The following is a 21,671-nucleotide window of genomic DNA, read 5'->3' as shown; positions in this document are numbered from 1 at the left end:
CCCGCTGGCTTCGTTCAAGCTGGATTCGGGGAAGGGGGTCCCGTGTCCATGACCGAGTTTCTGCCGGAAGCCGTGCGCCAGGGGCTGGAGGCTGCTCGCGCCGCGCTCTCAAACGCTCGAACCGTTTGTGCATCCATGACCGGGGGGCCGTCCACAAGGTGCTGCGGCTCTGGGAGGACGGCTTCACGCTGGCCGTGACCGATACCCCGCCGCTGCATGGCTACGTGGACCTCTTCGATGGGCCTCGGCACCTGGCCTCGTGCCTGATCGTCGCCACGGGCGCGGAGGAGGGCGGCGAGCGGACCTACGAGTTCAAGATCCGGATGCCGGTGACCGACCGTCCGGCGGTGGACTTCGAGCAGCCCGAGTCGAGCCCGGCCGCGCTGATCCCACGGAGCTTCTAGGGAGGCATCCGGCCGGATCGCGGAGGACGCAGCTTCCCCTACCCCGCCGGGCGGCGACCCGGGGACGGGGTCACCATGGCAGAGAAAGGTTGAGAAACCGTTAACGGCCGGGAGAAAAGTCGTGACGGAGGGCGGCGTCCGGTCGCGCCGGTTCGTCCCGATGGGATGGGGCGCGAGGGCTCTGCCCGGTGGTAGGGTTCGGACGGGGTGCCCTGTAGGGTGCGCTTCAGCGCACCATTTCACGGCGGCGTGCGAGACCCGGTGCGCTGAAGCACACCCTGCAGTTTCGGCCGGCAGGGCTCAGGCGGCCGATGGAACGTGGCGGGCTGAAGCCCGCCCTACGGGGGTGGCGCTGCGGTCAGGGGACGATCTCGACCTCGGTGCCCAGCGGCGTCACCCGCCAGATCTCGTCCATGTTGGCGTTGGTGACGGCGATGCAGCCGTCCGTCCAGTCGGCCAGGAGGCGGGTGCGCCCCTCGATGCCTTCGGGCTGGCCGTGGATGAAGATGTCGCCGCCGGGGGAGTAGCCGCCTTCGGCCGCCCTCTCCCGGTCGTCGGGCTGGGGGTAGTCGATGCCGACCGAGAGGTGGAAGCGGCTCGCGTCGTTGCGGCGGTCGATGCGGAAGGTGCCCTCGGGGGTGCGGCCGTCGCCCTGCCTCGCCTTGTCGCCCTCGGGGGCGAAGCCGAGCGACACGGCGTAGACCCGCACCACGCGCCCGTCCTGGATGAGGGAGAGCCGCCGGTCGGACTTGTCCACGAGGATGCGGTCCACGGGGCCGTCGAGAGGCGGCGGGGGAGGGGGCGCGATCAGGTGCCAGAGCGCGCCCAGGACGGCGAGGATGGCGAGGAGGCCGGGCATCAGCCCTCCGGCCCCGGCTCCCAGAGCTCCACCGCGTTGCCCTCGGGGTCGTGGAGGCGGGCGAAGCGGCCGAAGGGGCTGGGCTCGGCGTCGGCGGTCACGTCCTCGCCCAGGGCGCGGAGCTGCGCGACCATGGCGTCGAGGTCGCGGACGCGGAAGTTGAACATCACCTGCTGGCGGGCGCTGGCGAAGTAGGTCGTGTCGCCCTTGAACGGCGCGAAGGCCGTGGGGCCGGCCTCCTGCCGCCAGGTGTCGGAACCCGGCCCCTCGATGCCGAGGCGGGTCCGATACCACTCCGCCAGGCGGTCGGGGGTCTCGGACCGCCAGAAGACGCCGCCGAGGCCCAGGGCCCGCTCGGTCATTGCACGTCCCGGAAGGCGCGCTGGAGGCGCTCGACCGCCTCGGCCACCTGCGCGCGGGGGGCGGCGATGTTGAAGCGCATGAAGCCCTCGCCCCCCAGGCCGAAGCTCGGGCCGGTGTTGACGGCGATGCGGGCGTCGCTCGCGAGGCGGCGGGCGATCTCCTCGGGGCCCATGCCGAGGGCGCCGAAGTCCACCCAGGCGAGGTAGGTGGCCTCCAGCGGCATGGAGCGGAGGCCGGGGATGGCGTTCACGCCCTCATCGAAGAGGCGGCGGTTGCCGTCGAGGTAGGGAAGAAGGGCATCCAGCCAGGAGGCCCCCTCGGGCGAGTAGGCGGCGGGGACCATGTGCATCCCGAAGCTGTTGGGCGAGAGGCCGAGGGCGGCGATGCGCTGGGCGAAGGCGGCGCGGAGCCGTTCGTCCGGGATGATGACGTTGCCGGTGTGGCAGCCCGCGATGTTGAAGGTCTTGGTGGTGGCGGTCATCATCACCAGCCGGTCCAGGGTGCCGGGGATCAGCGCCATGGGCGTGTGCCGGTGGCCGGGCATGACGAGGTCGTGGTGGATCTCGTCGGAGACGAGGACGAGGTCGTGGCGGCGGGCGAAGTCGGCGACTTGGCTCAGCTCCTCGCGCGACCAGACCCGGCCGCCGGGGTTGTGGGGCGAGCAGAGGATCACCATACGCTCGCGGCCCGTCAGGAGGGCGTCGTAGGCCGAGAAGTCCATGACGTAGCGGCCGTCCTGCTGCGTCAGGGGGCATTCGGTCACCGTGCGGCCCGCCGCGCGGATCACGCGCGCGAAGGCGTGGTAGACGGGCGTGAAGAGGACCACGGCGTCGCCGGGCCTGGTCCAGGCGTCCACCGCGAGGCCCACGGCGTTGACGAGGCCATGGGTGGTGGAGACCCAGGAGGGGTCCACCTCCCAGCCGTGCCGTTCGCGCATCCACCAGCGGATCGCGGCGAGGTAGGGCCGGTCGTCGCCGAAGTAGCCGTAGACGCCGTGGGCGGCCATGCGCTCCACCGCGTGCTGGACGGAGTGGGGCGGGCGGAACTCCATGTCCGCGACCCACATGGCGAGGCCGTCCGAGGGGGCCACGCCGTAGAGCCTCTCCATCATGTCCCACTTCACGCAATGCGTGCCCCGGCGGTCGATGGGCTCGTCGAAGTCGGGGGCGGCGGGGACGGTGCGGAGGTTCATGAGGTCTACTCCCTTGGGGCGGCCCCGAGGGGGTGCCACCCTCGGAACGCGCCCGCAAGGGGTGCGGTTGCGCGGATGCGGCCTCTCGCCTACATCGGGGGCATGAGCATCCGACCGATCCTCCTTCATCCCGACCCGCGCCTCAAGGCCGTGGCCAAGCCCGTGACCGCCTTCGACGAAAGCCTCCGCCGGCTGGCCGAGGACATGCTGGAGACCATGTACGAGGCGCCGGGCATCGGCCTCGCCGCGCCGCAGGTGGGGGTGATGAGCCGCCTGATCGTCATGGACTGCTCGCGGGACGATGAGCCGCGCCGACCCCTCGCGCTGGCGAACCCCGAGATCGCCTGGCGGTCCGAGGAGACCGGGCCCTACGAGGAGGGGTGCCTGTCGATCCCGGACCACTTCGCCGAGGTGGTCCGGCCCAAGGCGGTCGAGGTGACCTGGATCGACCTTGAGGGGAAGGCCCAGCGGGAGCGGTTCGAGGGGCTTTGGGCGGTCTGCGTGCAGCACGAGATCGACCACCTGAACGGCAAGCTGTTCATCGACTATCTGGGGACCATCAAGCGCGGGGTCATCACCCGCAAGATGGAGAAGCTGAAGCGCGACCTCGCGCGCGAGAAGCCGCATCCCAAGGGCCACGAGGCCGCGCAGCTTTGATCCGGCCCATCGTCCATATCCCCGATCCGGTGCTGCGCGAGGTGGCGGCGCCGGTCGAGGCGTTCGACGAAGGGCTGCGGGACCTCGCACGCGATATGCTGGAGACGATGTACGACGCCCCCGGGCGGGGCCTCGCCGCGCCGCAGGTGGGGCTGCCGGTGCGGCTCTTCGTCATGGACGTGGCCTGGAAGGACGGGGAGCCTGATCCGCAGGTCTTCGTGAACCCGGAGGTCATCGGGACCTCGCACGACATGGTCACGCGCGAGGAGGGGTGCCTGTCGATCCCCGAGCGGGTGTCGCGGGTGAGCCGCCCGGCCGAGGTGGCGCTGCGCTGGCAGGACCTTGGGGGCGAGTGGCAGGAGGACACCTTCGAGGGCTTCGCCGCGACCTGCGTGCAGCATGAGTTGGACCACCTCGATGGGATCCTGTGCATCGACCGGGAGGAGCCCGCTCCGGAGACGGGGGCGTGACGCGGCCCGTCCTGCTCTGGCCGAATCCGGTGCTACGGCGCCCAGCGGACCTCGTGGACGGGATCACCGACGAGGTGCGTGGCGTCTGGGACGGAATGGTCGAGGTCATGGAGGCGATGCCGGGGGTGGGTCTCGCCGCGCCGCAGATCGGGGTGGGGCTGGCGTTGGCCGTGGTCGATGCGTCCGAGGCGCGGGGGCAGGCGGTCAGGATGGCGAACCCGGAGGTGCTCCATGCGAGCGTGCAGATGCGGGAGCACGAGGAGGCCTCGCCCTGCCTGCCGGGGGTGTCGGCGGTGATCTCGCGGCCCCGGGCGGTGACGGTGAGGTTCCTGAACGAGTCGGGCGAGGTCGAGGAGCGGGACTTCGTGGGGCTCTGGGCGACGAGCGTGCAGCACCAGATCGATCATCTGGCGGGCCGGATGTACTTCGACCGGCTGAGCCGAGTGAAGCGGGACATGCTGCTGCGGAAGGCGCGGAAGGCGTGAGGATCGCCTTCATGGGGACGCCGGAGTTCTCGGTAGCGCCCTTGCGGGCGCTGATCGGGGCCGGGCACGAGGTCGCCTGCGTCTATTGCCAGCCGCCGCGACCGGCCGGGCGGGGTCAGAAGGAGAGGCCCTCGCCGGTGCAGGCCGAGGCGGAGGCGCGGGGGATTCCGGTGCGGCATCCGACCTCGCTGCGGACGCCCGAGGCGCAGGCGGAGTTCGCGGGCTTGGGCGTCGAGGTGGCGGTGGTGGTGGCCTATGGGCTGATCCTGCCGCAGGCGGTGCTGGATGCGCCGACGCATGGGTGCCTCAACATCCACGCCTCGCTGTTGCCGCGCTGGCGGGGGGCGGCGCCGATCCATCGGGCGGTGATGGCGGGGGACGCGGAGACGGGCGTCTGCATCATGCGGATGGAGGCGGGGCTCGACACCGGGCCGGTGCTGTTGCGCGAGGCGATGGCGATCGGCGGGACGGACACGACCGGGGACCTGCATGACCGGTTGAGTGACCTTGGGGCGCGGCTGATCGTGGAGGCGCTGGGGCGGCTGCCAAGGCTGGTGCCGGAGGTGCAGGCCGAGGACGGCGTGACCTATGCCAGGAAGATCGACAAGGCCGAGGCGCGGGTGGACTGGACGCGGCCGGCGGCGGAGGTGGATCGGCTGATCCGGGGGCTCTCGCCGTTTCCGGGGGCGTGGTGCGAGGCCGGGGGCGAGCGGGTGAAGCTGCTGCGGTCGCGGCTGGCGGAGGGCTCGGGGGAGCCGGGGCAGGTGCTCTCGGGGCTGACCGTCGCCTGTGGCGAGGGGGCGGTCGAGGTGCTGGAGGTGCAGCGGGCGGGGGCTAGGGCGATGCCGGCGGCGGAGGCGCTGCGGGGGTGGGACCCGGGGGCACGGCTGGGCTAGGGTGTTCTGGGGGCACGTCCGGGCGGAGGACGCAGCTTCCCCTACCCCGCGAGCTGGCGACTCGGGACGGCTCCACCATGACAGGGACAGGTTAAGGGGCCGTTAACGGCACCAAGGATATTGTTGCGGATGCGGCGTCGAGGCGGCGGGAACCGCGCCGGCGGGGGTTGGACTGGGCGGGGCGCGTCCGGCTCGTCTGAACCGAATGGTGTTCCAGGCCGGACCTCTTCTCCGATGGGTCTGTCGCTTGGTGGCGGGACCGGACGGCTAGGACGCGGCGGCGGGCCGCGCGGCCTTCTTCGGCTTGAACGGCGCCATGCCGGCGCGGGCGAGGGCGTCGGCGCGCTCGTTCTCCTCGTGGCCGGCGTGGCCCTTGATCCAGCGCCAGGTGACCTTGTGGCGCGAGGCGGCTTCCTCCAGGCGGCGCCAGAGATCCTCGTTCTTGACGGGCTCGTTCGTGGAGGTGCGCCAGCCGCGCCGCTTCCAGTTGGCGAGCCATTCGGTGATCCCGCCCTTCACGTAGGCCGAGTCGGTGACGACCGTGATCGCCGAGGGGCGGTCGAGCGACTCGAGCGCGTTGATGGCGGCGAGGAGCTCCATGCGGTTGTTGGTCGTCATGGGCTCGCCGCCCGAGAGCTCGCGCTCCTTGACGACCGCGTCACCCTCGCGCGCGAGGAGGAGGGCGCCCCAGCCGCCGGGCCCCGGATTCCCGGAGCAGGCGCCGTCGGTGTAGGCGAAGAGGGCGGGCATGGCGGGAACCTCGCGAGTCGGAGGCCCGTGGCCTAGCCCGCCCCGGTCGGGGGCGCAACCAGCCGTCAGGCCGGGAAGTCGGCGGGGGCGATGCCGGCGGCCTCGAGCGCCTTGCGGACCTGCGCGACCTCGTCCCGGGTCAGGCCGTGGTCGCCGCCGTGGAGGCTGACGTGATGGCCCGCGAGCGTCGCGGTGAAGCGGCCGTGGCCCGAATGCCCGATCTCGGCCCCGAGCTCGCGCAGGACGCTCTCGACCTCGTGGAGGTGGAGGTTCGTCGGGATCGGGTGGGCGAAGAGGCTGTGCAGGACCTTGCGGTGGCTGTGGTTCATCTCGGGTCCCCCGTGGCTGATGCCCCAGTCGCGCACGGGTCGCGCGGGCGGACCTTGACCTGGGTCAAGCGGGCCGTGGGAGGGGGTCGGACCGTGGCGCGGGGGCCACATCGCGCGGCGTCAGGCGGGCTCGCGCAGGATGCGGGGGACCTTGAACTCCACGTCCTCCTCGGCGGCGACCACGGGGAGGACGGTGACGTCCCAGCGGGCGCGGAGGGCGTCGATGACCTCGTTCACCAGCTCCTCGGGGGCGGAGGCGCCGGCGGTGAGGCCGAGGGAGCGGGCGCCCTCCAGCGCGCGCCAGTCGATCTGGGCGGCGGTCTCGATGAGCTGGGCGTGCGGGCAGCCGGCCTTGCGCGCGACCTCCACGAGGCGGCGGGAGTTCGAGGAGTTGGGCGCGCCGACGACGAGGATCGCCTCGCAGGAGGGGGCCATGGCCTTGACCGCCATCTGGCGGTTCGTCGTGGCGTAGCAGATGTCCTCGCGCCCCGGGCCGAGGATGGAGGGGAAGCGGTCGCGCAGCGCCGCGATGATGCCGGCGGTGTCGTCCACCGAGAGCGTGGTCTGCGTCACGAAGGCGAGGCGGTCGGGGTCGCGGACCTGGAGGCTGGCCACGTCCTCCACGTCCTCCACCAGCAGCACCTCGCCGGGAGGGAGCTGGCCCATGGTGCCGACGGTCTCGGGGTGGCCGGCGTGGCCGATCATCACGAGCTGGAGGCCGTTCTCGTGGTGGCGGGCGGCCTCGATGTGGACCTTGGTCACCAGCGGGCAGGTGGCGTCCACCTGGATCATGTTCCGCGCGGCGGCCTCGGCGGGGACCGACCTGGCGACGCCGTGGGCGGAGAAGACAATGGGGCGGTCGGCGGGGGCCTCGTGGACCTCCTCGACGAAGACGGCGCCCTTGGCGCGCAGGCTGTCCACCACGGTGCGGTTGTGGACGATCTCGTGGCGGACGTAGACGGGGGCGCCCCATTTCTCCAGGGCCAGCTCCACGATGCGGATGGCGCGGTCCACCCCGGCGCAGAATCCGCGCGGGGCCGCGAGGTGCAGCGTCAGGGGCGGACGGGTCATTCCTCGGCGGGGATCGAGGCCGGGGATTCGGCGGCCGTCTGCTGCTCGCGCGGCCAGGGGCGGCTCCCCTCGGGGCGCGGCTCGCGCGGGGGGCGGCCGACCACGTCGCGCAGGTCCTCGAGGTCGATGAAGTTGTCGGCCTGCCGGCGCAGGTCGTCGGAGATCATGGGCGGCTGGCTGCGGATGGTCGAGCAGACCGAGACGCGCACGCCCTTGCGCTGCAGCGCCTCGACCAGCGGCTTGAAGTCGCCGTCGCCGGAGAAGAGCACCACATGGTCCACGTGGGGGGCGAGCTCCATGGCGTCGACGCAGAGCTCCACGTCCATGTTGCCCTTGACCTTCCGGCGGCCGAGGGAGTCCGTGTACTCCTTGGCGGGCTTGGTCCGCATGGTGAAGCCGTTGTAGTTCAGCCAGTCGACCAGCGGGCGGATGGGGGAGTATTCGTCGTTTTCCAGAAGGGCGGTGTAGTAGAAGGCGCGGACGAGCTTGCCCCGGCGCATGAACTCGGCCCGGAGGAGCTTGTAGTCGATGTCGAAGCCCAGGGCCTTGGCGGCGGCGTAAAGGTTGGAGCCGTCGATGAAGAGTGCGAGGCGATCGTCGCGGTAGAACATGAAATGCCTTTCGTGAACGGCCATCTGGCCCGATGGCCTGTGGCAGCGGGGGTAATGCCGACAACATAAGCGAGCCTGCAAGCCGTGCAAGTGGAGGACGATATGGGAGACGCGACCGTTGCCCTCGTGGCGCTGGGGTCCAACCTCGCCTCGCCCCGGGGGACTCCGGCCGAGACGGTGGCCGCCGCGCTGGAGCTCCTGAGCGGGCTGGGACAGGGGCTAACCTCAAGCCTGCTCTGGAAAAGCCCGTCCTGGCCACCGGGCGGGCCCGACTATGTGAACGCCGCCGCCGCCATCGAGACGACGCTCCCGCCCGAGGCGCTGCTGGACCGCCTGCACGGCATCGAGGCGACGTTCGGTCGCACGCGGGAGGCGAGGTGGGGCCCGCGGGTGCTTGACCTCGACCTCCTGGCCTGGGGGGATGCGGTGCGGCCGGACGCGGCCACGCAGGAGGCCTGGCGCGGGCTCGATTCGGAGCGGCAGGGGCGGGAGGCGCCCGACCGGCTGATCCTGCCGCATCCCCGGATGCAGGACCGGGGCTTCGTGCTGATGCCGCTGGCCGAGGTCGCCCCGGACTGGCGTCATCCCTTGATCGGGAGGAGCGTGCGGGAGATGCTGGAGGCGCTGCCGCCCGAGGCGCGGGAGGGGATCGCGCCCTTGTCAGCGGGCTAGGGGCGGATTGCGGCTTGTCAAGCGGAACCCGAGGCATTAGCTGGAAGGCTTCCGAGGCCGGACCGCCGGACGAATCCGCGCGCCCGGCCCCACCGCTATTTCCGGGAGTGTCCCATGGCCCGCGTGACCGTCGAAGACTGCGTCGACAAGGTTCCCAACCGCTTCGAGCTCGTCATGCTCGCCGCCCACCGCGCGCGGGAGCTCGCCTCGGGCTCGCCGCTGACCGTGCAGCGCGACAACGACAAGAACCCCGTCGTGGCCCTGCGCGAGATCGCCGACGAGACCCAGCAGGCCGAGGACCTGCGCGAGCGCATGATCGCCGCCAACCAGACCCAGATCGAGGTGGACGAGCCCGAGGAGGACGCCATGGCGCTGCTCATGGGCGCCGAGATGGACCGCCCGGTGCAGAACGACATGGACGAGGAGCGGATGCTCCGCGCCCTCATGGAGGCGCAGGGCCAGCGCTGATCCGGCGGACCCCGGTCCGCCAGGGGGGACGGGATGCAGGACCAAGCCATCGCATTGGCCACGGGCGCAGGCGCAGCCGTCACGCCCGACGACCTGGTCGCGCTCGTCAAGGGCTACAACCCCCGCTCGAACGAGACGCTGATCCGCAAGGCCTGGGCCTTTGGCGAGAGGATGCACGACGGGCAGCTCCGCAAGAGCGGGGAGCCCTACTTCACCCATCCCGTCGCGGTGGCGCGCCTGCTGGCCGAGCAGCAGATGGACGACGCCACCATCGTCACGGCGCTGCTCCATGACACCCTGGAGGACACCAAGGCCTCCCACGCGCAGATCGAGCGCGAGTTCGGCCCCGAGATCGCCGAGCTGGTCGAGGGCGTCACCAACCTGACCAAGATGCAGATCCGGTCGGACGAGACGCGCCAGGCCGAGAACTTCCGCAAGCTCTTCATGGCGACGAGCCGCGACCTGCGCGTGACGCTGGTCAAGCTCGCCGACCGGCTGCACAACATGCGGACGATCAAGTCCATGTCCCCGGAGAAGCAGGCCCAGAAGGCCCGGGAGACGATGGACATCTATGCGCCGCTGGCCGGGCGCATGGGGATGCAGTGGATGCGCGAGGAGCTCGAGGACCTGAGCTTCCGCGTGCTGATGCCCGAGGCGCGGGCCTCCGTCATCCGCCGCTTCATCACGCTGCAGGACGAGACCGACACCGTCATCAAGAAGATCGTGGAGGACATCCGCGACCTCCTGGAGCGGGAGTGGGTCAAGGCCACGGTCACGGGGCGGGCCAAGAAGCCCTATTCGATCTGGCGCAAGCTGCAGACCAAGGACCAGGCCTTCTCGCGGCTGTCGGATATCTACGGCTTCCGCATCATCTGCGAGACCGAGGCCGACTGCTACCGCATCCTGGGGCTGATCCACCAGCGCTGGCGCGCGGTGCCGGGGCGGTTCAAGGACTACATCAGCCAGCCCAAGTCGAACGGCTACCGGAGCATCCACACCACCGTCTCGGGCCGGGACGGCAAGCAGGTCGAGGTGCAGATCCGCACCCAGGAGATGCACGAGGTCGCGGAGTCGGGCGTCGCCGCCCACTGGTCCTACAAGGACGGCATCCGCAGCGAGAACCGCTTCGCGGTCGATCCGGTCCGCTGGATCGCCCAGATGACCGAGCGCCTGGACGAGGGCCACGACCACGGGGAGTTCCTCGAGGCCGTGAAGCTGGAGATGTACCAGGACCAGGTCTTCTGCTTCACGCCCAAGGGGCACGTGATCCCCTTGCCGAGGGGGGCCACGCCCATCGACTTCGCCTATGCGATCCACACGCGGATCGGCCATGCCTGCGTGGGCGCCAAGGTCGATGGGGTGCGGGTGCCGCTCTACTCGCGGCTCAAGAACGGGCAGATGGTCGAGATCATCACCGCCGAGGGCCAGACCCCGCAGGCGAGCTGGATCGGCATCGCCGTGACGGGGCGGGCCAAGAGCGCGATCCGGCGGGCCCTGCGCGAGGAGGACCGGGAGCGGTTCATCAAGCTCGGGGCCGAGCTCGCCCGCGTGGCCTTCGAGAACGTCGGCAAGAAGGCAACCGACAAGGCGCTGCGCACCGCCGCCAAGGCGCTGGGCCTCGACGACGAGGAGGATCTGCTGGCGCGGCTCGGCAGCGCCGAGATCACCGCGCGGCAGGTGGTGAACATCCTCTACCCCGACCTCGCCCGCCGCCCCGGCGAGGAGGTGGACGAGAAGCGCGCCGTCGTGGGCCTGAGCCCCGACCAGGCCTTCCGCCGCGCGCTCTGCTGCCAGCCGGTGCCGGGCGAGCGGATCGTGGGGATCACCCACCGGGGGCAGGGGGTGGTGGTCCACGCCATCGACTGCCCGGCGCTCGCCGACTACGAGGACCAGTCGGACCGCTGGGTGGACCTCCATTGGCAGGAGGGCAACCACCGGCCCGTCAACACGGTGACGCTGGAGCTGACCATCTCCAACGGGCCGGGCGTGCTGGGCCGCGTCTGCACCCTGATCGGGGAGCAGGGGGCGAACATCTCGGACCTCCAGTTCACCGACCGCAAGCCCGACTACTACCGCCTCCTGATCGACGTGGACCTGCGCAACGTCGAGCACCTGCACCGCGTCATGACCGCGCTCGAGGCCGAGACCAACGTCTCGGCGGTGGCCCGCTTCCGGGACCCGACGCGGGCGACCCTGACGCCGCCCCGGCGCTGATGGTCTTCCGGCGGCGGGATCGGCGGACCCCGTGGCGCGCGGCGGCCGAGGCGGTCTATCCGCGCGGCGGCTGGATGCGGGCGCTGAACTACATCAAGCACCGGCTCCGCCGCCTGCCCGACAGCCCCGAGAAGATCGGGCGCGGCATGGCGGCGGGGGTCTTCATCAGCTTCACGCCACTCTACGGGCTCCATTTCATCGGCGGGCTGGTGATCGCCAAGCTGATCCGGGGCAACCTCATCGCCTCGCTGATCGGCACCTTCATCAACAACTTCGTCACGCTGGTGCCGATCAGCGCCATGGCCATGGCGCTGGGCTACTGGATCCTGGGCAAGGAGCTCGACGCGCACCTGGTCAAGGACCTGGGCCGCTACTTCAGCGAGGCGGGCTGGGACCTCTGGCACAACTTCTGGGCCATCTTCACCTCGGAGACGATGGACTGGGCGGGGCTGCGGGTGTTCTTCCGCGAGGTCTTCGTGCCCTACTTCGTGGGCGGGGTCGGTCCCGGGGTCCTGATCGCGGTCGCCTGCTACTGGGTCACGGTGCAGCTCGCGCGGGCCTACCAGGCGGGGCGCCGGAAGGCGCTGGAGGAGAAGCTCTCGCAGCTCCGCAAGACCCCTGGCGCCGGGCCGATGGGGCGCTAGGCTGGGCGGACCGGACAGGGAGGGAGCGGCATGGCGGAGCGGCTGAGGCTCGGGGTCAACATCGACCATGTGGCGACGGTGCGGAACGCGCGGGGGACGGCCTTCCCCGACCCGGTGCGCGCGGCGCTGATCGCCGAGGCCGCGGGCGCCGACGGCATCACCGCCCACCTGCGCGAGGACCGGCGCCACATCGGCGACCGCGACATCGAGCGGCTGATGGGGTCGCTGACCAAGCCCCTGAACTTCGAGATGGCCGCCACTGGGGAGATGCAGGCCATCGCGCTGCGCCACCGCCCCCACGCGATCTGCGTCGTGCCGGAGCGGCGGGAGGAGCGGACGACCGAGGGGGGCCTCGACGTCGCGGGCGCGGAGGAGCGGATCGCGGGCTTCATCGCGCCGCTGCGTGAGATGGGCGCGCGGGTGTCGCTGTTCATCGGGGCGGACCCCCGGCAGGTGGAGGCGGCGGCGCGGGTCGGCGCGGCGGTGATCGAGATCCACACCGGCGCCTACTGCGACGCCCACCACGAGGGGCACGAGGCGGAGCGGGACGCGGAGCTTGGGCGCATCCGGGCGGCGGCGGCTCAGGCCCATGGCCTCGGCCTGGAGGTCCATGGGGGGCATGGGCTCACCTACGAGACGGTGGCGCCCATCGCGGCGATCCCCGAGATGCGGGAGCTGAACATCGGCCATTTCCTGATCGGCGAGGCGATCATGCAGGGCCTCGCGCCCGCCATCGCCGAGATGCGCCGGCGGATGGACGCCGCCCGCGAGGGGATCTGACGGAACGGGGCCGGGCGACGGGCCGTTGGGCCGGCGGACTCCCCGGAGGCACCCATGCCCGACCCGCTCGGCCCCCCGCCCGACGCTCCTTCGGCCACCGAGGCCGAACGGGAGGCGCTGCGCGAGGCGGTCCGGCGGGCCTGGGCTCTGGCGGATGACGGCAAGGCCGCCTTCGTCGCGGCGGTGATGTCGGGCGACCGGGTGATCGCGATGCGGGCGAACGAGGTGGGCGAGGCCCGCGACCCGAGCCGCCATGCCGAGATCGTCGCCATCGCGGCGGCCTGCGAGGCGCTGGGCCGGGTGGACCTGGCCGGGGCGACGCTGGTGACGACGCTGCAGCCCTGCGAGATGTGCCTCGCGGCGATGCGCTGGGCGGGGATCGGGCGCGTGGTCTTCGCCGCGCGGCAGGAGGCGGTGCACCCCAAGTACTTCCAGTTCGGCGGGCTGCGCCTATCTGACTTCCAGAAGGCCGGGGCGGGCTTCACCGCCGTCGGCGGCGTGCTGGAGGAGGCGATCGACCTTTATGCGGACGGGGACGCTTAGCCTGCTTGTTCTCGCCGCGCCGGCCTGGGCGCAGCAGGTCGCCGACTGCGACGGCGTGCCGGCGGTGACGGACCTCGTGGAGCCCTGGGAGGAGACGAGCCGCCCGCTCGGCGAGGGCGCGATCCGGCTCGCGCTCCTGCACGGCGCGGGGGAGGAGGGGGTGAAGCTCCTCGTGCTGACGCTGCCGCCGGTGGAGGAGGCGCCGGCGGAGGAGGTCCCGCCCGCCGAGACCCTGGCGGCGCCGCCGCGCCATTGCCGCATCGTCACCGAGGGCGGCTTGGGCTTCGCCTCGCTCGACGTGGGCGCGGCGGAGGTCGAGGAGGACCCGGAGGCCGCGACGCTGACGGCGCGGGTGCCGGCGCTGCGCTTCGTGCCCGAGTCGACCGAGCTGGAGGAGCTGACGCTGAGCCTGACCTTCGGGGTCCGGGACGACTCCCTCGTCGCGGCGCTGGAGGGGGACGAGGCCGCGCCGGACGAGGGCGAGGCCCCATAGGGTCGGGAATACCCGACGTGAGCGGCCGGCGCGCGAGGAGTAGGGTGGGACCATTCAGACCACCCGCTTTTCAGGTGCCGACATGTATTCCGATCCTGTCCTGGGCGCGTTGCTGCGCCATTCCATGCGCCTCCGCCTCGACCCGCCTCCCGAGGAGGTTCCGCTTCCCCCCATCGACGTCGCCGCGCTGCGGGAGCTGTCCGGCCGCGCGCCGGCCGAGGCGCCCCGGCCGGGCTATATCGAGACCCTGGTCCCGCTGCGCCGCGCCGCCTGAGGTCAGCCGGGCGGACGGGTGGCGCCGAGGCCCGCGCCCGCGAACTCGGCCCGGAGCCAGTCGATGAAGGCGCGGACCGGGCGGCGGACCGATCCGTCGGCGGGCGTGACGATCCAGTAGGCGTTGGGCGTCGCGTGGCGGCCCTTGAAGGGCTCGGCCAGGCGGCCCATCGCGAGGGGGTCGGCGGCCAGCGACTCGAAGGTCAGGAACACGCCCTCGCCCGAGATGGCGGCGTCGAGGCAGAGCTGCGCGTCCGAGAAGAGCGGGCCGTCGCCCGGCACGACGTCGAGCCGCCCCTCGGGGCCGAGCCAGTCCTCCCAGCCGAAGTTGGCACGGGTCTCGCGGATGATCGGGACGCGGGCGAGGTCGGCGTGGTCCCGCAGGCGCACCGCCATGTCGGGCGCGCAGACGGGGAAGATGACCTGGGGGGCGAGGCGTTCGGCCCGGACGCCGGGCCAGTGGCCGCGTCCGACGCGGACGCAGAGGTCGATCTCCGCCCCTGGATCGGTGAGGGCGAGGTCGGCGTCGATGCGGACCCGGATCGCCGGATGGGCGGCGCGGAACTTCGGAAGCCGCCAGATCAGCCAGCGCGAGGCGAGGATCGGCGCGACCGAGACGGTGAGGCAGTCCTCGCCCTGCGGGGCCGCGCGGGCGACGGCGGCCGTGAGGTCCGCGAAGCCGCGCCGGAGGAGCGCCAGGACCTCGGCGGAGGGGCCGGAGGGGACCATGCCGCTCGGCTGGCGGTCGAAGAGGGCGCGACCCAGGACCTGCTCGGCCCGGATGACCTGCTGGCTCACGGCGCCGGGGGTCACGCCCAGGTCCTCGGCGGCGGCGCGCAGCGTGCCGAGGCGGGCGACCGCCTCCACGGCGCGGAGGGACTGGAGCGGCACGCGGTTCAGCGGGTTGGGCATATAGCGAGGCTATACCCCCGTCCACCGATCCGGCAATGCGGCGCGGCGCGGGGAGGCGCATGATCGGGTCATTGAAACACTGCCGTTACACGGAGGCGATATGACCCACCTCATTCCCGTGCTGCATTTCATGACCGACGCCTTGCGCCGGCGCCTCGGACCTGCCGAGGCGCCGGCCGCCGAGCCGCTCGACCATCCGGCGCTGCGGCGGATGTCGCCGCGGGAGCTGGCGGACCTGCCGCTGCCGAGGCCGGAGGTCGCCGAGATGCAGGGCAAGGCCGTCCGTCCGGCGGCCTGACCTTCCGGGCCGCCCCGGCGAGCGCGGAGGCGGCCCCGCCGGGGCCTCTTGGGCATCGTCGGTGACTGTTCCCTGGGGGACAGAGGTTAGGTCCGAAGCGGAGCATTGTCGGGTCACTGGAAACGGAGGACCACGATGCTGCGCTCTCTCCTTTCTCGCCTCGCCAGCCTGCTCGCCGATCCCGACGAGGGCTTCGAGCCCGACCTGATCGATCATCCGGCCTTTGCCGGCATGACGCGCCTCGAGCTGGCGGACCTGCCCTTTCCGCGACATCCCTCTCGCGGCGCGGAGGCCGATGCGGTAAGCGCATCCGAGCCGCTGCCGCAGGAGCCCGATGCCATCCCCTACGCCGCCTGATCCGCGCCGCCGCCCCGAGGGTCCCCGGTGATCCTCGGCATCGGCACGGACCTGTGCAACATCGAGCGGATCGAGGGGACGCTCCAGCGTTTCGGCGACCGCTTCCGCGACCGCGTCTTCACCGAGGTGGAGCTGCGCAAGGCCCGGTCGCGCCCGCACGAGGCGGCGACGCTGGCCAAGCGCTGGGCGGCCAAGGAGGCCTGCTCCAAGGCGCTGGGGACGGGGCTGCGGATGGGCATCGCCTGGAGGGACATGGGCGTCTCGAACCTGCCCTCCGGGCAGCCCGTGATGCGCGTCACCGGCTGGGCGGCGGACCGGCTGCGGCAGATGACGCCGCCGGGGCACGAGGCGATCCTGCACGTCACGCTGACCGACGACCATCCCTGGGCGCAGGCCTTCGTGGTGATCGAGGCGCGGCCGATTGCCTAGGCGGCCCTCGGGCCTGGGACGGCTCCTCGCGGTGCAGGCGCCGGCGGACCTCGCGGACTGGCTGGACATGGTGGCGGTCGGCGCGCTGATGGCCTTCGAGTGGAGGGCGCCGTCGGTCGCCTTCGCCTGGGCGGCGGTGGCGGTGGCGGTGCCGCCGATGACGCTGGGCCTGCTGGCCGGGGTCCACGTGGACTGCTGGCCGCTGCGGCGGACCATGGTGCTGTCGAACCTCGGTCGGGCGGGGGCGACGCTCCTGCTGATCGCCGTGCCGTCCTGGCCGTGGCTCGTCGCGGTGGTGGCGCTGCGGGCGGTGGCGGATTCGTTCTTCTCGCCCGCCAAGCAGGCGGCGCTGCCGGCGCTTGTGCCGCCGGAGCGGCTGATCGCGGCGAACGGGCTGAGCCAGGCGGTGAACCAGGCGACCAAGGTGGCGGCCCCGGCGCTGGGGGCGGCGGCGCTGCTGGCGTTGGACCCGCGCGGCGTGTTCGCGGTGAACGCGGCGATGTCGGGGCTCGCGGCGGCGATCGCGCTGACGCTGCCGCCGCTCGCGCCGCGGCCGGGGACCGGGGCGGGGGCGGTCTGGGCGGAGCTTCGCGAGGGCCTTGGGCTGGTGGCGCGGTCGCGGGTGCTGCGGGGGGCGATCGGGCTGATCGTGGCCTCGACCTTCGCGATCTTCGTCTACGACACGCAGATCGCCCCGCTGGTGCGCGAGCTGGGCCTGGGGGAGGAGGCCTTCGGGCTCTGCCTCGCCTTCGTAGGGGGCGGCGGGCTGCTGGGGAGCCTCGGTCTCCTGGGGCTCAGGGCGGGGCCGCTGGGGATCGTCGCGGCGACCGGGGTGGGGTCGGGGCTGCTGATCGCGGCGCTGGGGCTGCAGGAGATGCGGGGCGCGGAGGCGGCCCTCCTGCCGTTCCTGGCGCTGTCCGGGGCCGTGGGCTTCCTGAGCTCGGTCGGGCGGGTGCCGCTGCGCGCCATGGTGCAGGAGGCCACGCCCCCGGGGATGATGGGCCGGGTGGCCGCGCTGGTCGAGGCGGCGAGCCTCTCGGCGCTGCTGGTGGCGCCGTTCCTGGGGGCCTGGCTGGCGGAATGGCTGTCGGTGGGCGCGCCCTTCCTGGCCGGAGGCCTCCTGATGATAGGCGTCGCCGCTGGCGCCATGGTGATGGGACGGCGGGGCGGCGCGGGTTGACTTGAGGGGCCCGGGGCGTCAGGTAGGCCCCGTCGCGCAAAGGCGGTCGCGCAGAGGCGGGGGCGGTGGATGGCATTCGGACGGGACCGCCGCGAGGCGGAGCAGACCAACCAGGGCTTCGCCGCGGGCGTCTGGGAGACGGTCAAGACCGTGGTCTGGGCGCTGCTGATCGCGGGCGCCTTCCGCACGATCTTCTTCCAGCCGTTCTGGATCCCCTCGGGCTCCATGAAGGACACGCTGCTGATCGGCGACTTCCTGTTCGTCAACAAGATGGCCTACGGCTATTCCTACGCCTCCTGCCCCTCGATCCCCTTCACCGGCATCGACGCGCAGGACCTCTGCGGCTTCCTCGACGGCGACAACACCCGCATCCTGGGCTCCATGCCCGAGCGGGGCGACGTCGTGGTCTTCCGCCATCCGGTGACGGGCACCGACTTCATCAAGCGGCTGATCGGCCTGCCGGGCGACCGCATCCAGATGAAGGACGGCCTGCTCTACATCAACGACGAGCCGGTGCAGGTCGAGCCCGCGGGCGAGTTCCACGAGGTCTATGCGCCGCAGGGACCGCAGGGCCTGCCACCCTCCTGCAAGGGCGAGCGGCCGGTGGAGGGCGGCGACTGCGTCTCGGACCGCTACGTCGAGACCCTGCCCAACGGGGTGGAGCATGACATCCTCGACATCGGGATGCTCCGGCAGGATGACACCGGGGTCTACACGGTGCCCGACGGCTACTTCTTCTTCATGGGCGACAACCGCGACAACTCGACCGATTCGCGGTTCCCGCAGCCGCAGGGCGTGGGCTTCGTCCCCTTCGAGAACCTCGTGGGGCGGGCGGACCGGGTCATGTTCTCCTCGGCGGGGCGGTCGATGCTGGCCTTCTGGACCTGGCGGCCGGACCGCTTCCTGAAGGCGATCGACTGACCCTTTCCTCCGACGTGCACGATTCTCCTGGCATGAGGGGCGCGCGGGCCCGGACGCCGCTGAGCGCCGGCTCGCGGCGCTAGGGGCGGCTCCATGGCGCGCCGGCCGATGGCCGAACCCTTCTCGCCCACGGGTTTCCTCGGACGGGGGCTCGATCCCACGGGGCGCACGACGCCGGTGGGCTTCGCGGCGCTCCTGCTCGTCATGGGCGCCCTGTGGGTCGTGGGCCGGCTCGGGCCCGTCTGGGTCGAGGGGTGGAGCCGGTGGCACGAGGCGCTGGCGGCGATCCCGCTCGCGGCGCTGCTGGTGCCGGGAACGGGGCACGCGCTGAGGCGGCTCAACGACAGCGGGCGGCCGGGCTGGTGGGCCTGGGCGCTGCTGGTGCCCTGGCTCCGGTGGGCCCTGCTGCTGGCGCTTCTGGTCACGCCGAGCTCGCAGCGGCGGCGGCGGACCGACAGCGGCTGGCGGCTCCTGGGGCTGGGCGTCGCCGGGGTGGCGGCGCTGGTGCTGGCCGGGAGCCTGATCTGGACGACCGCCGAGGTCGCGGAGCAGGGGATGAAGCCCGCGCTGGTGCCGGGGGACCGCGTGCTGGTGCGGCGGGCGCCGGTGACGGTGGGGCGGGGCGACGTGATCGCGTTCCGCGTCGAGGGCGAGGCCGCGCCCCGGGTCGCGCGGGTCGTGGCGCTCGGGGGCGAGAGGGTGGCGGTCGAAGGCGGGGTGCCGGTGATCGACGGGGCGAGGGCGGCGCTGGCCGAGGACGGGCTCTTCGCCGAGGTCTTCGGGCCGCAGGGGCCGGCGGGGGTGATGCCGGTCTGCGGCAACGGGCCCGTGGGGCTCGGCGCCGACTGCCTGACGCACCGTTTCCTTGAGACTCTGCCGGAGGGCACGACATATGCTGTTCTGGACGCCGGGACGCGTCCGCTCGACGCGGGCTTGGAGGTCGAGGTGCCCCGTGGCCGGTTCTACGTGCTGGGCGACCACCGCGACGCGGCGCGGGACAGCCGGCTCTCGCCCGCCGTGGGCGGGACGGGCTTCGTGAGCGAGGGGCAGGTGATCGGGCGGGTGGACATGGTCGTCGCCTCGGCGGAAGGACGGCACTGGTGGGACCCGCGCGGCTGGCGCCCGGGGCGGATCGGGGGGATCGTGCGATGAAGCTGTCGGGGACGCTGCGGGACCTGTCCGGGCGGCTGGGGCACGAGTTCCGCGACCCGTCGCTGCTGGTGCGGGCGCTGACGCATGGATCGCGGGGCGGCGAGGCCGACAACCAGCGGCTCGAGTTCCTGGGGGACCGGGTGCTGGGGCTGGTGGTGGCCGAGGCGCTGCTGGAGGCCGATCCCGGGGCCGACGAGGGGCGGATCGCGCCGCGCTTCAACGCGCTCGTGCGGCGGGAGACCTGCGCGGAGGTGGCGCGCTCGGTGGACCTCGGCGCGGGGCTGAAGCTCGGGCGGTCCGAGATGATCGGCGGCGGGCGCAAGAAGGAGGCGCTGCTGGCGGACGCCATGGAGGCGGTGATCGCGGCGGTGTATCTGGACGGCGGGCTGGAGGCGGCGCGGGCGGTGATCCTGGGCCTTTGGCAGGACCGGATCGCGGCGGCGCCGGAGGATGCGCGGGACGCCAAGAGCGCGCTGCAGGAATGGGCGCAGGCGCGGGGCTTGACGCCGCCCGACTATGTCTTGATCGGACGGGAAGGGCCCGACCACCAGCCGCGCTTCGTCATCGAGGCGCGGCTTTCGACGGGCGAGGCCGAGAGGGCCGAAGGGGCGACCAAGCGCGCGGCCGAGCACGCGGCGGCGGCGGCCCTGTTGGGGAGACTGGAATGACGGACGAGACCGAGACCCGGGAGGGGCCGACGCGCGCGGGCTTCGTGGCGCTGATCGGGGAGCCGAACGCGGGGAAGTCGACGCTGCTGAACCGGATGGTGGGCGCCAAGGTGTCCATCGTGACGCACAAGGTGCAGACGACGCGGGCGCGCATCCGGGGCGTGGCGATGGAGGGCAGCTCCCAGATCGTCTTCGTCGATACGCCGGGGCTGTTCCGGCCTCGACGCCGGCTGGATCGCGCGATGGTGGCGGCGGCCTGGGGGGGCGCGGCGGACGCGGACCTCGTGGTGCTGCTGATCGAGGCGCATCGGGGGATGACCGAGGGGGTGAAGGCGATCCTCGACTCGCTTCGCGAGAAGGTGGGCGGGCGGCCGGTGGCGCTGGCGATCAACAAGATCGACCGGGTCAAGGCCGAGGCGCTGCTGGCGCTGTCCAAGGAGATGAACGAGGCCTTTCCGTTCGAGCGGACCTTCATGATCTCCGCCGAGCGGGGGCATGGGACGAAGGACCTGAAGGAGTGGCTGGGCGAGAGGATGCCGGAGGGGCCGTGGCTCTATCCGGAGGACCAGCTCGCCGACCTGCCGATGCGGATGATCGCGGCGGAGATGACCCGCGAGAAGCTGACCCTGCGGCTGCATCAGGAGCTGCCCTACGAGTTGACCGTGGAGACGGAGGCCTGGGAGGAGCGCAAGGACGGCTCGGCGCGGGTGGACCAGATCATCTACGTCGCGCGCGAGGGGCACCGGGGGATCGTGCTGGGCAAGGGCGGCGAGACGATCAAGGCCGTGGGCCAGGCGGCGCGGGCGGAGCTCGAGGAGTTCATGGGGCGCAAGGTGCACCTGTTCCTGACCGTGAAGGTCAAGGAGAACTGGCTGGAGGACCCGGAGCGCTACGGCGAGATGGGGCTCGATTACCGTGACGGGGCGTGACCGCCCGCGCCCCTTTGGGGCGACCGTGACGGGGCTTGAGCCCGCGCCCCTTTGGGGCGACCGCGACGGGGCCTGACGGATGCCGGAGCTGAGGCTGAAGGCGGGGATCTGGGTCGCGGCCTATCTCGCGCGGCTGCAGGCGCTGGCGATCCCGGCCTTCGTCGTCCGCAAGGGGGACGAGACGGCGGGGGCGGTGCTGGTGAAGGTGGCGACGCTCGATGGGAGCGCGAAGGCGTTCCAGCGGAGCTTCGACCCGATGACGGGGCAGCGGACCTGGATGGTGCTGGCCGAGGGCGAGGAGCGCGAGGTGGACGAGGCCGTGCAGCGGCAGCGGCGCTTCGACCCGGACCTCTGGGTGATCGAGGTCGAGGACCGGGCGGGGCGGCACCTCCTCGGGGAGGAGGGGCTGGAGTAGGGGTCCGTCCCTCGCTTCGCTCCCCCAAGGTATCGGGGACCGAAGGAACGGGGGGCCTAGACCCCCTGTCCCTTGGCCCGGCGGAGTCCGGGCGTGGAGGGACAGGGGGCGTGGACCCCGAGTCGGAGCGTTCTCCGCCCGCCGGGTTGGCACGGCGGGGCGGAGCGGCCTCCGGTCCCACGCCGCCGGGGGCCAACCCGGCCGGCGTGGGGGGCGCGTGTTCGACGCGCGGCGGC

The 21,671-nt window shown here is 72.4% G+C and carries 30 protein-coding genes; 22 read left to right on the top strand and 8 right to left on the bottom strand.

What is annotated here, in order from left to right:
• The first annotated feature begins 125 nt into the window (after positions 1 to 125).
• A complete protein-coding gene (locus RUMESO_RS11695; protein WP_245639250.1) occupies positions 126 to 404 on the top strand; it encodes a hypothetical protein in 279 nt (92 codons plus the stop codon).
• A 358-nt stretch (positions 405 to 762) separates the two neighbouring features.
• Here RUMESO_RS11695 and RUMESO_RS11690 read toward each other — a convergent pair whose 3' ends face one another.
• The 3 genes from RUMESO_RS11690 to RUMESO_RS11680 are packed head-to-tail and all read right to left on the bottom strand — an operon-like array spanning position 763 to position 2,818.
• Entirely contained in the window at positions 763 to 1,263 is a 501-nt protein-coding gene (locus RUMESO_RS11690; RefSeq protein ID WP_037280376.1) for a L,D-transpeptidase family protein, read from the bottom strand.
• Positions 1,263 to 1,625 carry a VOC family protein gene (locus RUMESO_RS11685; protein WP_037280374.1) on the bottom strand — a complete coding sequence of 121 codons (363 nt, stop codon included), beginning with the start codon at positions 1,623 to 1,625 and terminating at the stop codon, positions 1,263 to 1,265. Before RUMESO_RS11685 ends, RUMESO_RS11690 begins: the two co-directional genes overlap by 1 nt.
• Positions 1,622 to 2,818, bottom strand: coding sequence for a MalY/PatB family protein (locus tag RUMESO_RS11680; protein WP_037280372.1), 1,197 nt, complete (start codon positions 2,816 to 2,818; stop codon positions 1,622 to 1,624). Before RUMESO_RS11680 ends, RUMESO_RS11685 begins: the two co-directional genes overlap by 4 nt.
• A gap of 102 nt (positions 2,819 to 2,920) precedes the next feature.
• On the opposite strand from RUMESO_RS11680, the gene def (RUMESO_RS11675) reads away from it, so the two are divergent.
• From def (RUMESO_RS11675) to fmt, 4 genes are read left to right on the top strand one after another with little or no spacing between them, the layout of a single operon-like run.
• Positions 2,921 to 3,475 (top strand): peptide deformylase, encoded by a 555-nt coding sequence (gene def / locus RUMESO_RS11675; RefSeq protein ID WP_051521269.1) that lies wholly within the window; start codon positions 2,921 to 2,923, stop codon positions 3,473 to 3,475.
• A complete protein-coding gene (gene def, locus RUMESO_RS11670) occupies positions 3,472 to 3,945 on the top strand; it encodes a peptide deformylase (protein WP_037280370.1) in 474 nt (157 codons plus the stop codon). Before def (RUMESO_RS11675) ends, def (RUMESO_RS11670) begins: the two co-directional genes overlap by 4 nt.
• Positions 3,942 to 4,430, top strand: a complete 489-nt coding sequence (gene def / locus RUMESO_RS11665) for a peptide deformylase (protein WP_037280368.1) — start codon at positions 3,942 to 3,944, stop codon at positions 4,428 to 4,430. The genes def (RUMESO_RS11670) and def (RUMESO_RS11665) overlap by 4 nt, the downstream gene beginning before the upstream one ends.
• Positions 4,427 to 5,326 carry a methionyl-tRNA formyltransferase gene (fmt, locus tag RUMESO_RS11660; RefSeq protein ID WP_037280366.1) on the top strand — a complete coding sequence of 300 codons (900 nt, stop codon included), beginning with the start codon at positions 4,427 to 4,429 and terminating at the stop codon, positions 5,324 to 5,326. The genes def (RUMESO_RS11665) and fmt overlap by 4 nt, the downstream gene beginning before the upstream one ends.
• A gap of 267 nt (positions 5,327 to 5,593) precedes the next feature.
• Here the strand turns inward: fmt and rnhA are convergent, their stop codons facing one another.
• From rnhA to RUMESO_RS11640, 4 genes are all read right to left on the bottom strand, one after another.
• Positions 5,594 to 6,076, bottom strand: coding sequence for a ribonuclease HI (gene rnhA, locus RUMESO_RS11655; RefSeq protein WP_037280364.1), 483 nt, complete (start codon positions 6,074 to 6,076; stop codon positions 5,594 to 5,596).
• A 65-nt stretch (positions 6,077 to 6,141) separates the two neighbouring features.
• Positions 6,142 to 6,441, bottom strand: a complete 300-nt coding sequence (locus tag RUMESO_RS11650; protein WP_211262874.1) for a hypothetical protein — start codon at positions 6,439 to 6,441, stop codon at positions 6,142 to 6,144.
• A gap of 84 nt (positions 6,442 to 6,525) precedes the next feature.
• Positions 6,526 to 7,476, bottom strand: coding sequence for a 4-hydroxy-3-methylbut-2-enyl diphosphate reductase (gene ispH / locus RUMESO_RS11645; protein ID WP_037280360.1), 951 nt, complete (start codon positions 7,474 to 7,476; stop codon positions 6,526 to 6,528).
• Positions 7,473 to 8,087: a LabA-like NYN domain-containing protein gene (locus tag RUMESO_RS11640; RefSeq protein ID WP_037280358.1), complete on the bottom strand. Its 615-nt coding sequence runs from the start codon at positions 8,085 to 8,087 to the stop codon at positions 7,473 to 7,475. Before RUMESO_RS11640 ends, ispH begins: the two co-directional genes overlap by 4 nt.
• Before the next feature lie 102 nt (positions 8,088 to 8,189).
• On the opposite strand from RUMESO_RS11640, the gene folK reads away from it, so the two are divergent.
• The 8 genes from folK to RUMESO_RS11600 all read left to right on the top strand — a co-directional run bounded on the left by folK (position 8,190) and on the right by RUMESO_RS11600 (position 14,175).
• Complete coding sequence (folK, locus tag RUMESO_RS11635; RefSeq protein WP_037280357.1) at positions 8,190 to 8,759, top strand: 2-amino-4-hydroxy-6-hydroxymethyldihydropteridine diphosphokinase; 570 nt, start codon at positions 8,190 to 8,192, stop codon at positions 8,757 to 8,759.
• Between the two features lie 114 nt (positions 8,760 to 8,873).
• Positions 8,874 to 9,227: a DNA-directed RNA polymerase subunit omega gene (rpoZ, locus tag RUMESO_RS11630; protein WP_037280355.1), complete on the top strand. Its 354-nt coding sequence runs from the start codon at positions 8,874 to 8,876 to the stop codon at positions 9,225 to 9,227.
• 33 nt (positions 9,228 to 9,260) lie between these two features.
• Positions 9,261 to 11,441, top strand: a complete 2,181-nt coding sequence (locus tag RUMESO_RS11625; RefSeq protein WP_051521265.1) for a RelA/SpoT family protein — start codon at positions 9,261 to 9,263, stop codon at positions 11,439 to 11,441.
• Entirely contained in the window at positions 11,441 to 12,085 is a 645-nt protein-coding gene (locus tag RUMESO_RS11620; protein WP_037280353.1) for a DUF2062 domain-containing protein, read from the top strand. The genes RUMESO_RS11625 and RUMESO_RS11620 overlap by 1 nt, the downstream gene beginning before the upstream one ends.
• 30 nt (positions 12,086 to 12,115) lie before the next feature.
• The gene (locus RUMESO_RS11615; RefSeq protein ID WP_037280352.1) at positions 12,116 to 12,865 is read left to right on the top strand and encodes a pyridoxine 5'-phosphate synthase; all 750 of its coding nucleotides are present in this window, start codon (positions 12,116 to 12,118) and stop codon (positions 12,863 to 12,865) included.
• Positions 12,866 to 12,919: 54 nt separating this feature from the next.
• Positions 12,920 to 13,408: a nucleoside deaminase gene (locus RUMESO_RS11610; protein ID WP_051521264.1), complete on the top strand. Its 489-nt coding sequence runs from the start codon at positions 12,920 to 12,922 to the stop codon at positions 13,406 to 13,408.
• A complete protein-coding gene (locus RUMESO_RS11605) occupies positions 13,389 to 13,901 on the top strand; it encodes a hypothetical protein (protein WP_037280351.1) in 513 nt (170 codons plus the stop codon). The genes RUMESO_RS11610 and RUMESO_RS11605 overlap by 20 nt, the downstream gene beginning before the upstream one ends.
• An 82-nt stretch (positions 13,902 to 13,983) precedes the next feature.
• Positions 13,984 to 14,175 carry a hypothetical protein gene (locus RUMESO_RS11600; RefSeq protein WP_037280350.1) on the top strand — a complete coding sequence of 64 codons (192 nt, stop codon included), beginning with the start codon at positions 13,984 to 13,986 and terminating at the stop codon, positions 14,173 to 14,175.
• A 2-nt stretch (positions 14,176 to 14,177) separates the two neighbouring features.
• Here the strand turns inward: RUMESO_RS11600 and RUMESO_RS11595 are convergent, their stop codons facing one another.
• The gene (locus tag RUMESO_RS11595; RefSeq protein WP_037280348.1) at positions 14,178 to 15,086 is read right to left on the bottom strand and encodes a LysR substrate-binding domain-containing protein; all 909 of its coding nucleotides are present in this window, start codon (positions 15,084 to 15,086) and stop codon (positions 14,178 to 14,180) included.
• 100 nt (positions 15,087 to 15,186) lie between these two features.
• On the opposite strand from RUMESO_RS11595, the gene RUMESO_RS11590 reads away from it, so the two are divergent.
• The 9 genes from RUMESO_RS11590 to RUMESO_RS11550 all read left to right on the top strand — a co-directional run bounded on the left by RUMESO_RS11590 (position 15,187) and on the right by RUMESO_RS11550 (position 21,435).
• Entirely contained in the window at positions 15,187 to 15,384 is a 198-nt protein-coding gene (locus RUMESO_RS11590; protein ID WP_037280347.1) for a hypothetical protein, read from the top strand.
• A gap of 135 nt (positions 15,385 to 15,519) precedes the next feature.
• Positions 15,520 to 15,741: a hypothetical protein gene (locus RUMESO_RS11585; protein ID WP_037280345.1), complete on the top strand. Its 222-nt coding sequence runs from the start codon at positions 15,520 to 15,522 to the stop codon at positions 15,739 to 15,741.
• Between the two features lie 27 nt (positions 15,742 to 15,768).
• Positions 15,769 to 16,170: a holo-ACP synthase gene (gene acpS, locus RUMESO_RS11580; RefSeq protein WP_037280344.1), complete on the top strand. Its 402-nt coding sequence runs from the start codon at positions 15,769 to 15,771 to the stop codon at positions 16,168 to 16,170.
• Positions 16,163 to 17,350: an MFS transporter gene (locus RUMESO_RS11575; RefSeq protein WP_156362920.1), complete on the top strand. Its 1,188-nt coding sequence runs from the start codon at positions 16,163 to 16,165 to the stop codon at positions 17,348 to 17,350. The genes acpS and RUMESO_RS11575 overlap by 8 nt, the downstream gene beginning before the upstream one ends.
• Positions 17,351 to 17,419: 69 nt before the next feature.
• Positions 17,420 to 18,271 (top strand): signal peptidase I, encoded by an 852-nt coding sequence (lepB, locus tag RUMESO_RS11570; RefSeq protein ID WP_037280341.1) that lies wholly within the window; start codon positions 17,420 to 17,422, stop codon positions 18,269 to 18,271.
• A gap of 93 nt (positions 18,272 to 18,364) precedes the next feature.
• Positions 18,365 to 19,423, top strand: a complete 1,059-nt coding sequence (lepB, locus tag RUMESO_RS11565) for a signal peptidase I (RefSeq protein ID WP_051521263.1) — start codon at positions 18,365 to 18,367, stop codon at positions 19,421 to 19,423.
• On the top strand, positions 19,420 to 20,091 hold the full coding sequence (rnc, locus tag RUMESO_RS11560) for a ribonuclease III (protein ID WP_037280430.1): 672 nt from the start codon (positions 19,420 to 19,422) through the stop codon (positions 20,089 to 20,091). Before lepB (RUMESO_RS11565) ends, rnc begins: the two co-directional genes overlap by 4 nt.
• Positions 20,088 to 21,020, top strand: coding sequence for a GTPase Era (era, locus tag RUMESO_RS11555; RefSeq protein ID WP_037280339.1), 933 nt, complete (start codon positions 20,088 to 20,090; stop codon positions 21,018 to 21,020). The genes rnc and era overlap by 4 nt, the downstream gene beginning before the upstream one ends.
• Before the next feature lie 79 nt (positions 21,021 to 21,099).
• Positions 21,100 to 21,435 carry a DUF1491 family protein gene (locus RUMESO_RS11550; RefSeq protein WP_037280338.1) on the top strand — a complete coding sequence of 112 codons (336 nt, stop codon included), beginning with the start codon at positions 21,100 to 21,102 and terminating at the stop codon, positions 21,433 to 21,435.
• The last annotated feature ends 236 nt before the right edge of the window (positions 21,436 to 21,671 follow it).

This window comes from Rubellimicrobium mesophilum DSM 19309 (assembly GCF_000600335.2).
Taxonomy (GTDB): Bacteria; Pseudomonadota; Alphaproteobacteria; order Rhodobacterales; family Rhodobacteraceae; genus Rubellimicrobium; species Rubellimicrobium mesophilum.
The sequence above is the reverse complement of the archived record's forward strand: the minus strand, read 5'-3'. Positions and strand labels throughout refer to the sequence as shown.

What these genes read in the sequence shown, in the direction of transcription:
- RUMESO_RS11625 (WP_051521265.1), top strand. Translation starts at nt 9,261, where the DNA reads ATGCAGGACCAAGCCATCGCATTGGCCACGGGCGCAGGCGCAGCCGTC.
- RUMESO_RS11680 (WP_037280372.1), bottom strand. Translation starts at nt 2,818, where the DNA reads ATGAACCTCCGCACCGTCCCCGCCGCCCCCGACTTCGACGAGCCCATC.
- RUMESO_RS11585 (WP_037280345.1), top strand. Translation starts at nt 15,520, where the DNA reads ATGCTGCGCTCTCTCCTTTCTCGCCTCGCCAGCCTGCTCGCCGATCCC.
- def (WP_051521269.1), top strand. Translation starts at nt 2,921, where the DNA reads ATGAGCATCCGACCGATCCTCCTTCATCCCGACCCGCGCCTCAAGGCC.
- RUMESO_RS11590 (WP_037280347.1), top strand. Translation starts at nt 15,187, where the DNA reads ATGACCCACCTCATTCCCGTGCTGCATTTCATGACCGACGCCTTGCGC.
- RUMESO_RS11620 (WP_037280353.1), top strand. Translation starts at nt 11,441, where the DNA reads ATGGTCTTCCGGCGGCGGGATCGGCGGACCCCGTGGCGCGCGGCGGCC.
- RUMESO_RS11640 (WP_037280358.1), bottom strand. Translation starts at nt 8,087, where the DNA reads ATGTTCTACCGCGACGATCGCCTCGCACTCTTCATCGACGGCTCCAAC.
- lepB (WP_051521263.1), top strand. Translation starts at nt 18,365, where the DNA reads ATGGCGCGCCGGCCGATGGCCGAACCCTTCTCGCCCACGGGTTTCCTC.
- rnhA (WP_037280364.1), bottom strand. Translation starts at nt 6,076, where the DNA reads ATGCCCGCCCTCTTCGCCTACACCGACGGCGCCTGCTCCGGGAATCCG.
- RUMESO_RS11595 (WP_037280348.1), bottom strand. Translation starts at nt 15,086, where the DNA reads ATGCCCAACCCGCTGAACCGCGTGCCGCTCCAGTCCCTCCGCGCCGTG.
- RUMESO_RS11610 (WP_051521264.1), top strand. Translation starts at nt 12,920, where the DNA reads ATGCCCGACCCGCTCGGCCCCCCGCCCGACGCTCCTTCGGCCACCGAG.
- RUMESO_RS11605 (WP_037280351.1), top strand. Translation starts at nt 13,389, where the DNA reads ATGCGGACGGGGACGCTTAGCCTGCTTGTTCTCGCCGCGCCGGCCTGG.
- era (WP_037280339.1), top strand. Translation starts at nt 20,088, where the DNA reads ATGACGGACGAGACCGAGACCCGGGAGGGGCCGACGCGCGCGGGCTTC.
- RUMESO_RS11600 (WP_037280350.1), top strand. Translation starts at nt 13,984, where the DNA reads ATGTATTCCGATCCTGTCCTGGGCGCGTTGCTGCGCCATTCCATGCGC.
- rnc (WP_037280430.1), top strand. Translation starts at nt 19,420, where the DNA reads ATGAAGCTGTCGGGGACGCTGCGGGACCTGTCCGGGCGGCTGGGGCAC.
- RUMESO_RS11550 (WP_037280338.1), top strand. Translation starts at nt 21,100, where the DNA reads ATGCCGGAGCTGAGGCTGAAGGCGGGGATCTGGGTCGCGGCCTATCTC.
- lepB (WP_037280341.1), top strand. Translation starts at nt 17,420, where the DNA reads ATGGCATTCGGACGGGACCGCCGCGAGGCGGAGCAGACCAACCAGGGC.
- RUMESO_RS11685 (WP_037280374.1), bottom strand. Translation starts at nt 1,625, where the DNA reads ATGACCGAGCGGGCCCTGGGCCTCGGCGGCGTCTTCTGGCGGTCCGAG.
- rpoZ (WP_037280355.1), top strand. Translation starts at nt 8,874, where the DNA reads ATGGCCCGCGTGACCGTCGAAGACTGCGTCGACAAGGTTCCCAACCGC.
- RUMESO_RS11690 (WP_037280376.1), bottom strand. Translation starts at nt 1,263, where the DNA reads ATGCCCGGCCTCCTCGCCATCCTCGCCGTCCTGGGCGCGCTCTGGCAC.
- RUMESO_RS11615 (WP_037280352.1), top strand. Translation starts at nt 12,116, where the DNA reads ATGGCGGAGCGGCTGAGGCTCGGGGTCAACATCGACCATGTGGCGACG.
- ispH (WP_037280360.1), bottom strand. Translation starts at nt 7,476, where the DNA reads ATGACCCGTCCGCCCCTGACGCTGCACCTCGCGGCCCCGCGCGGATTC.
- folK (WP_037280357.1), top strand. Translation starts at nt 8,190, where the DNA reads ATGGGAGACGCGACCGTTGCCCTCGTGGCGCTGGGGTCCAACCTCGCC.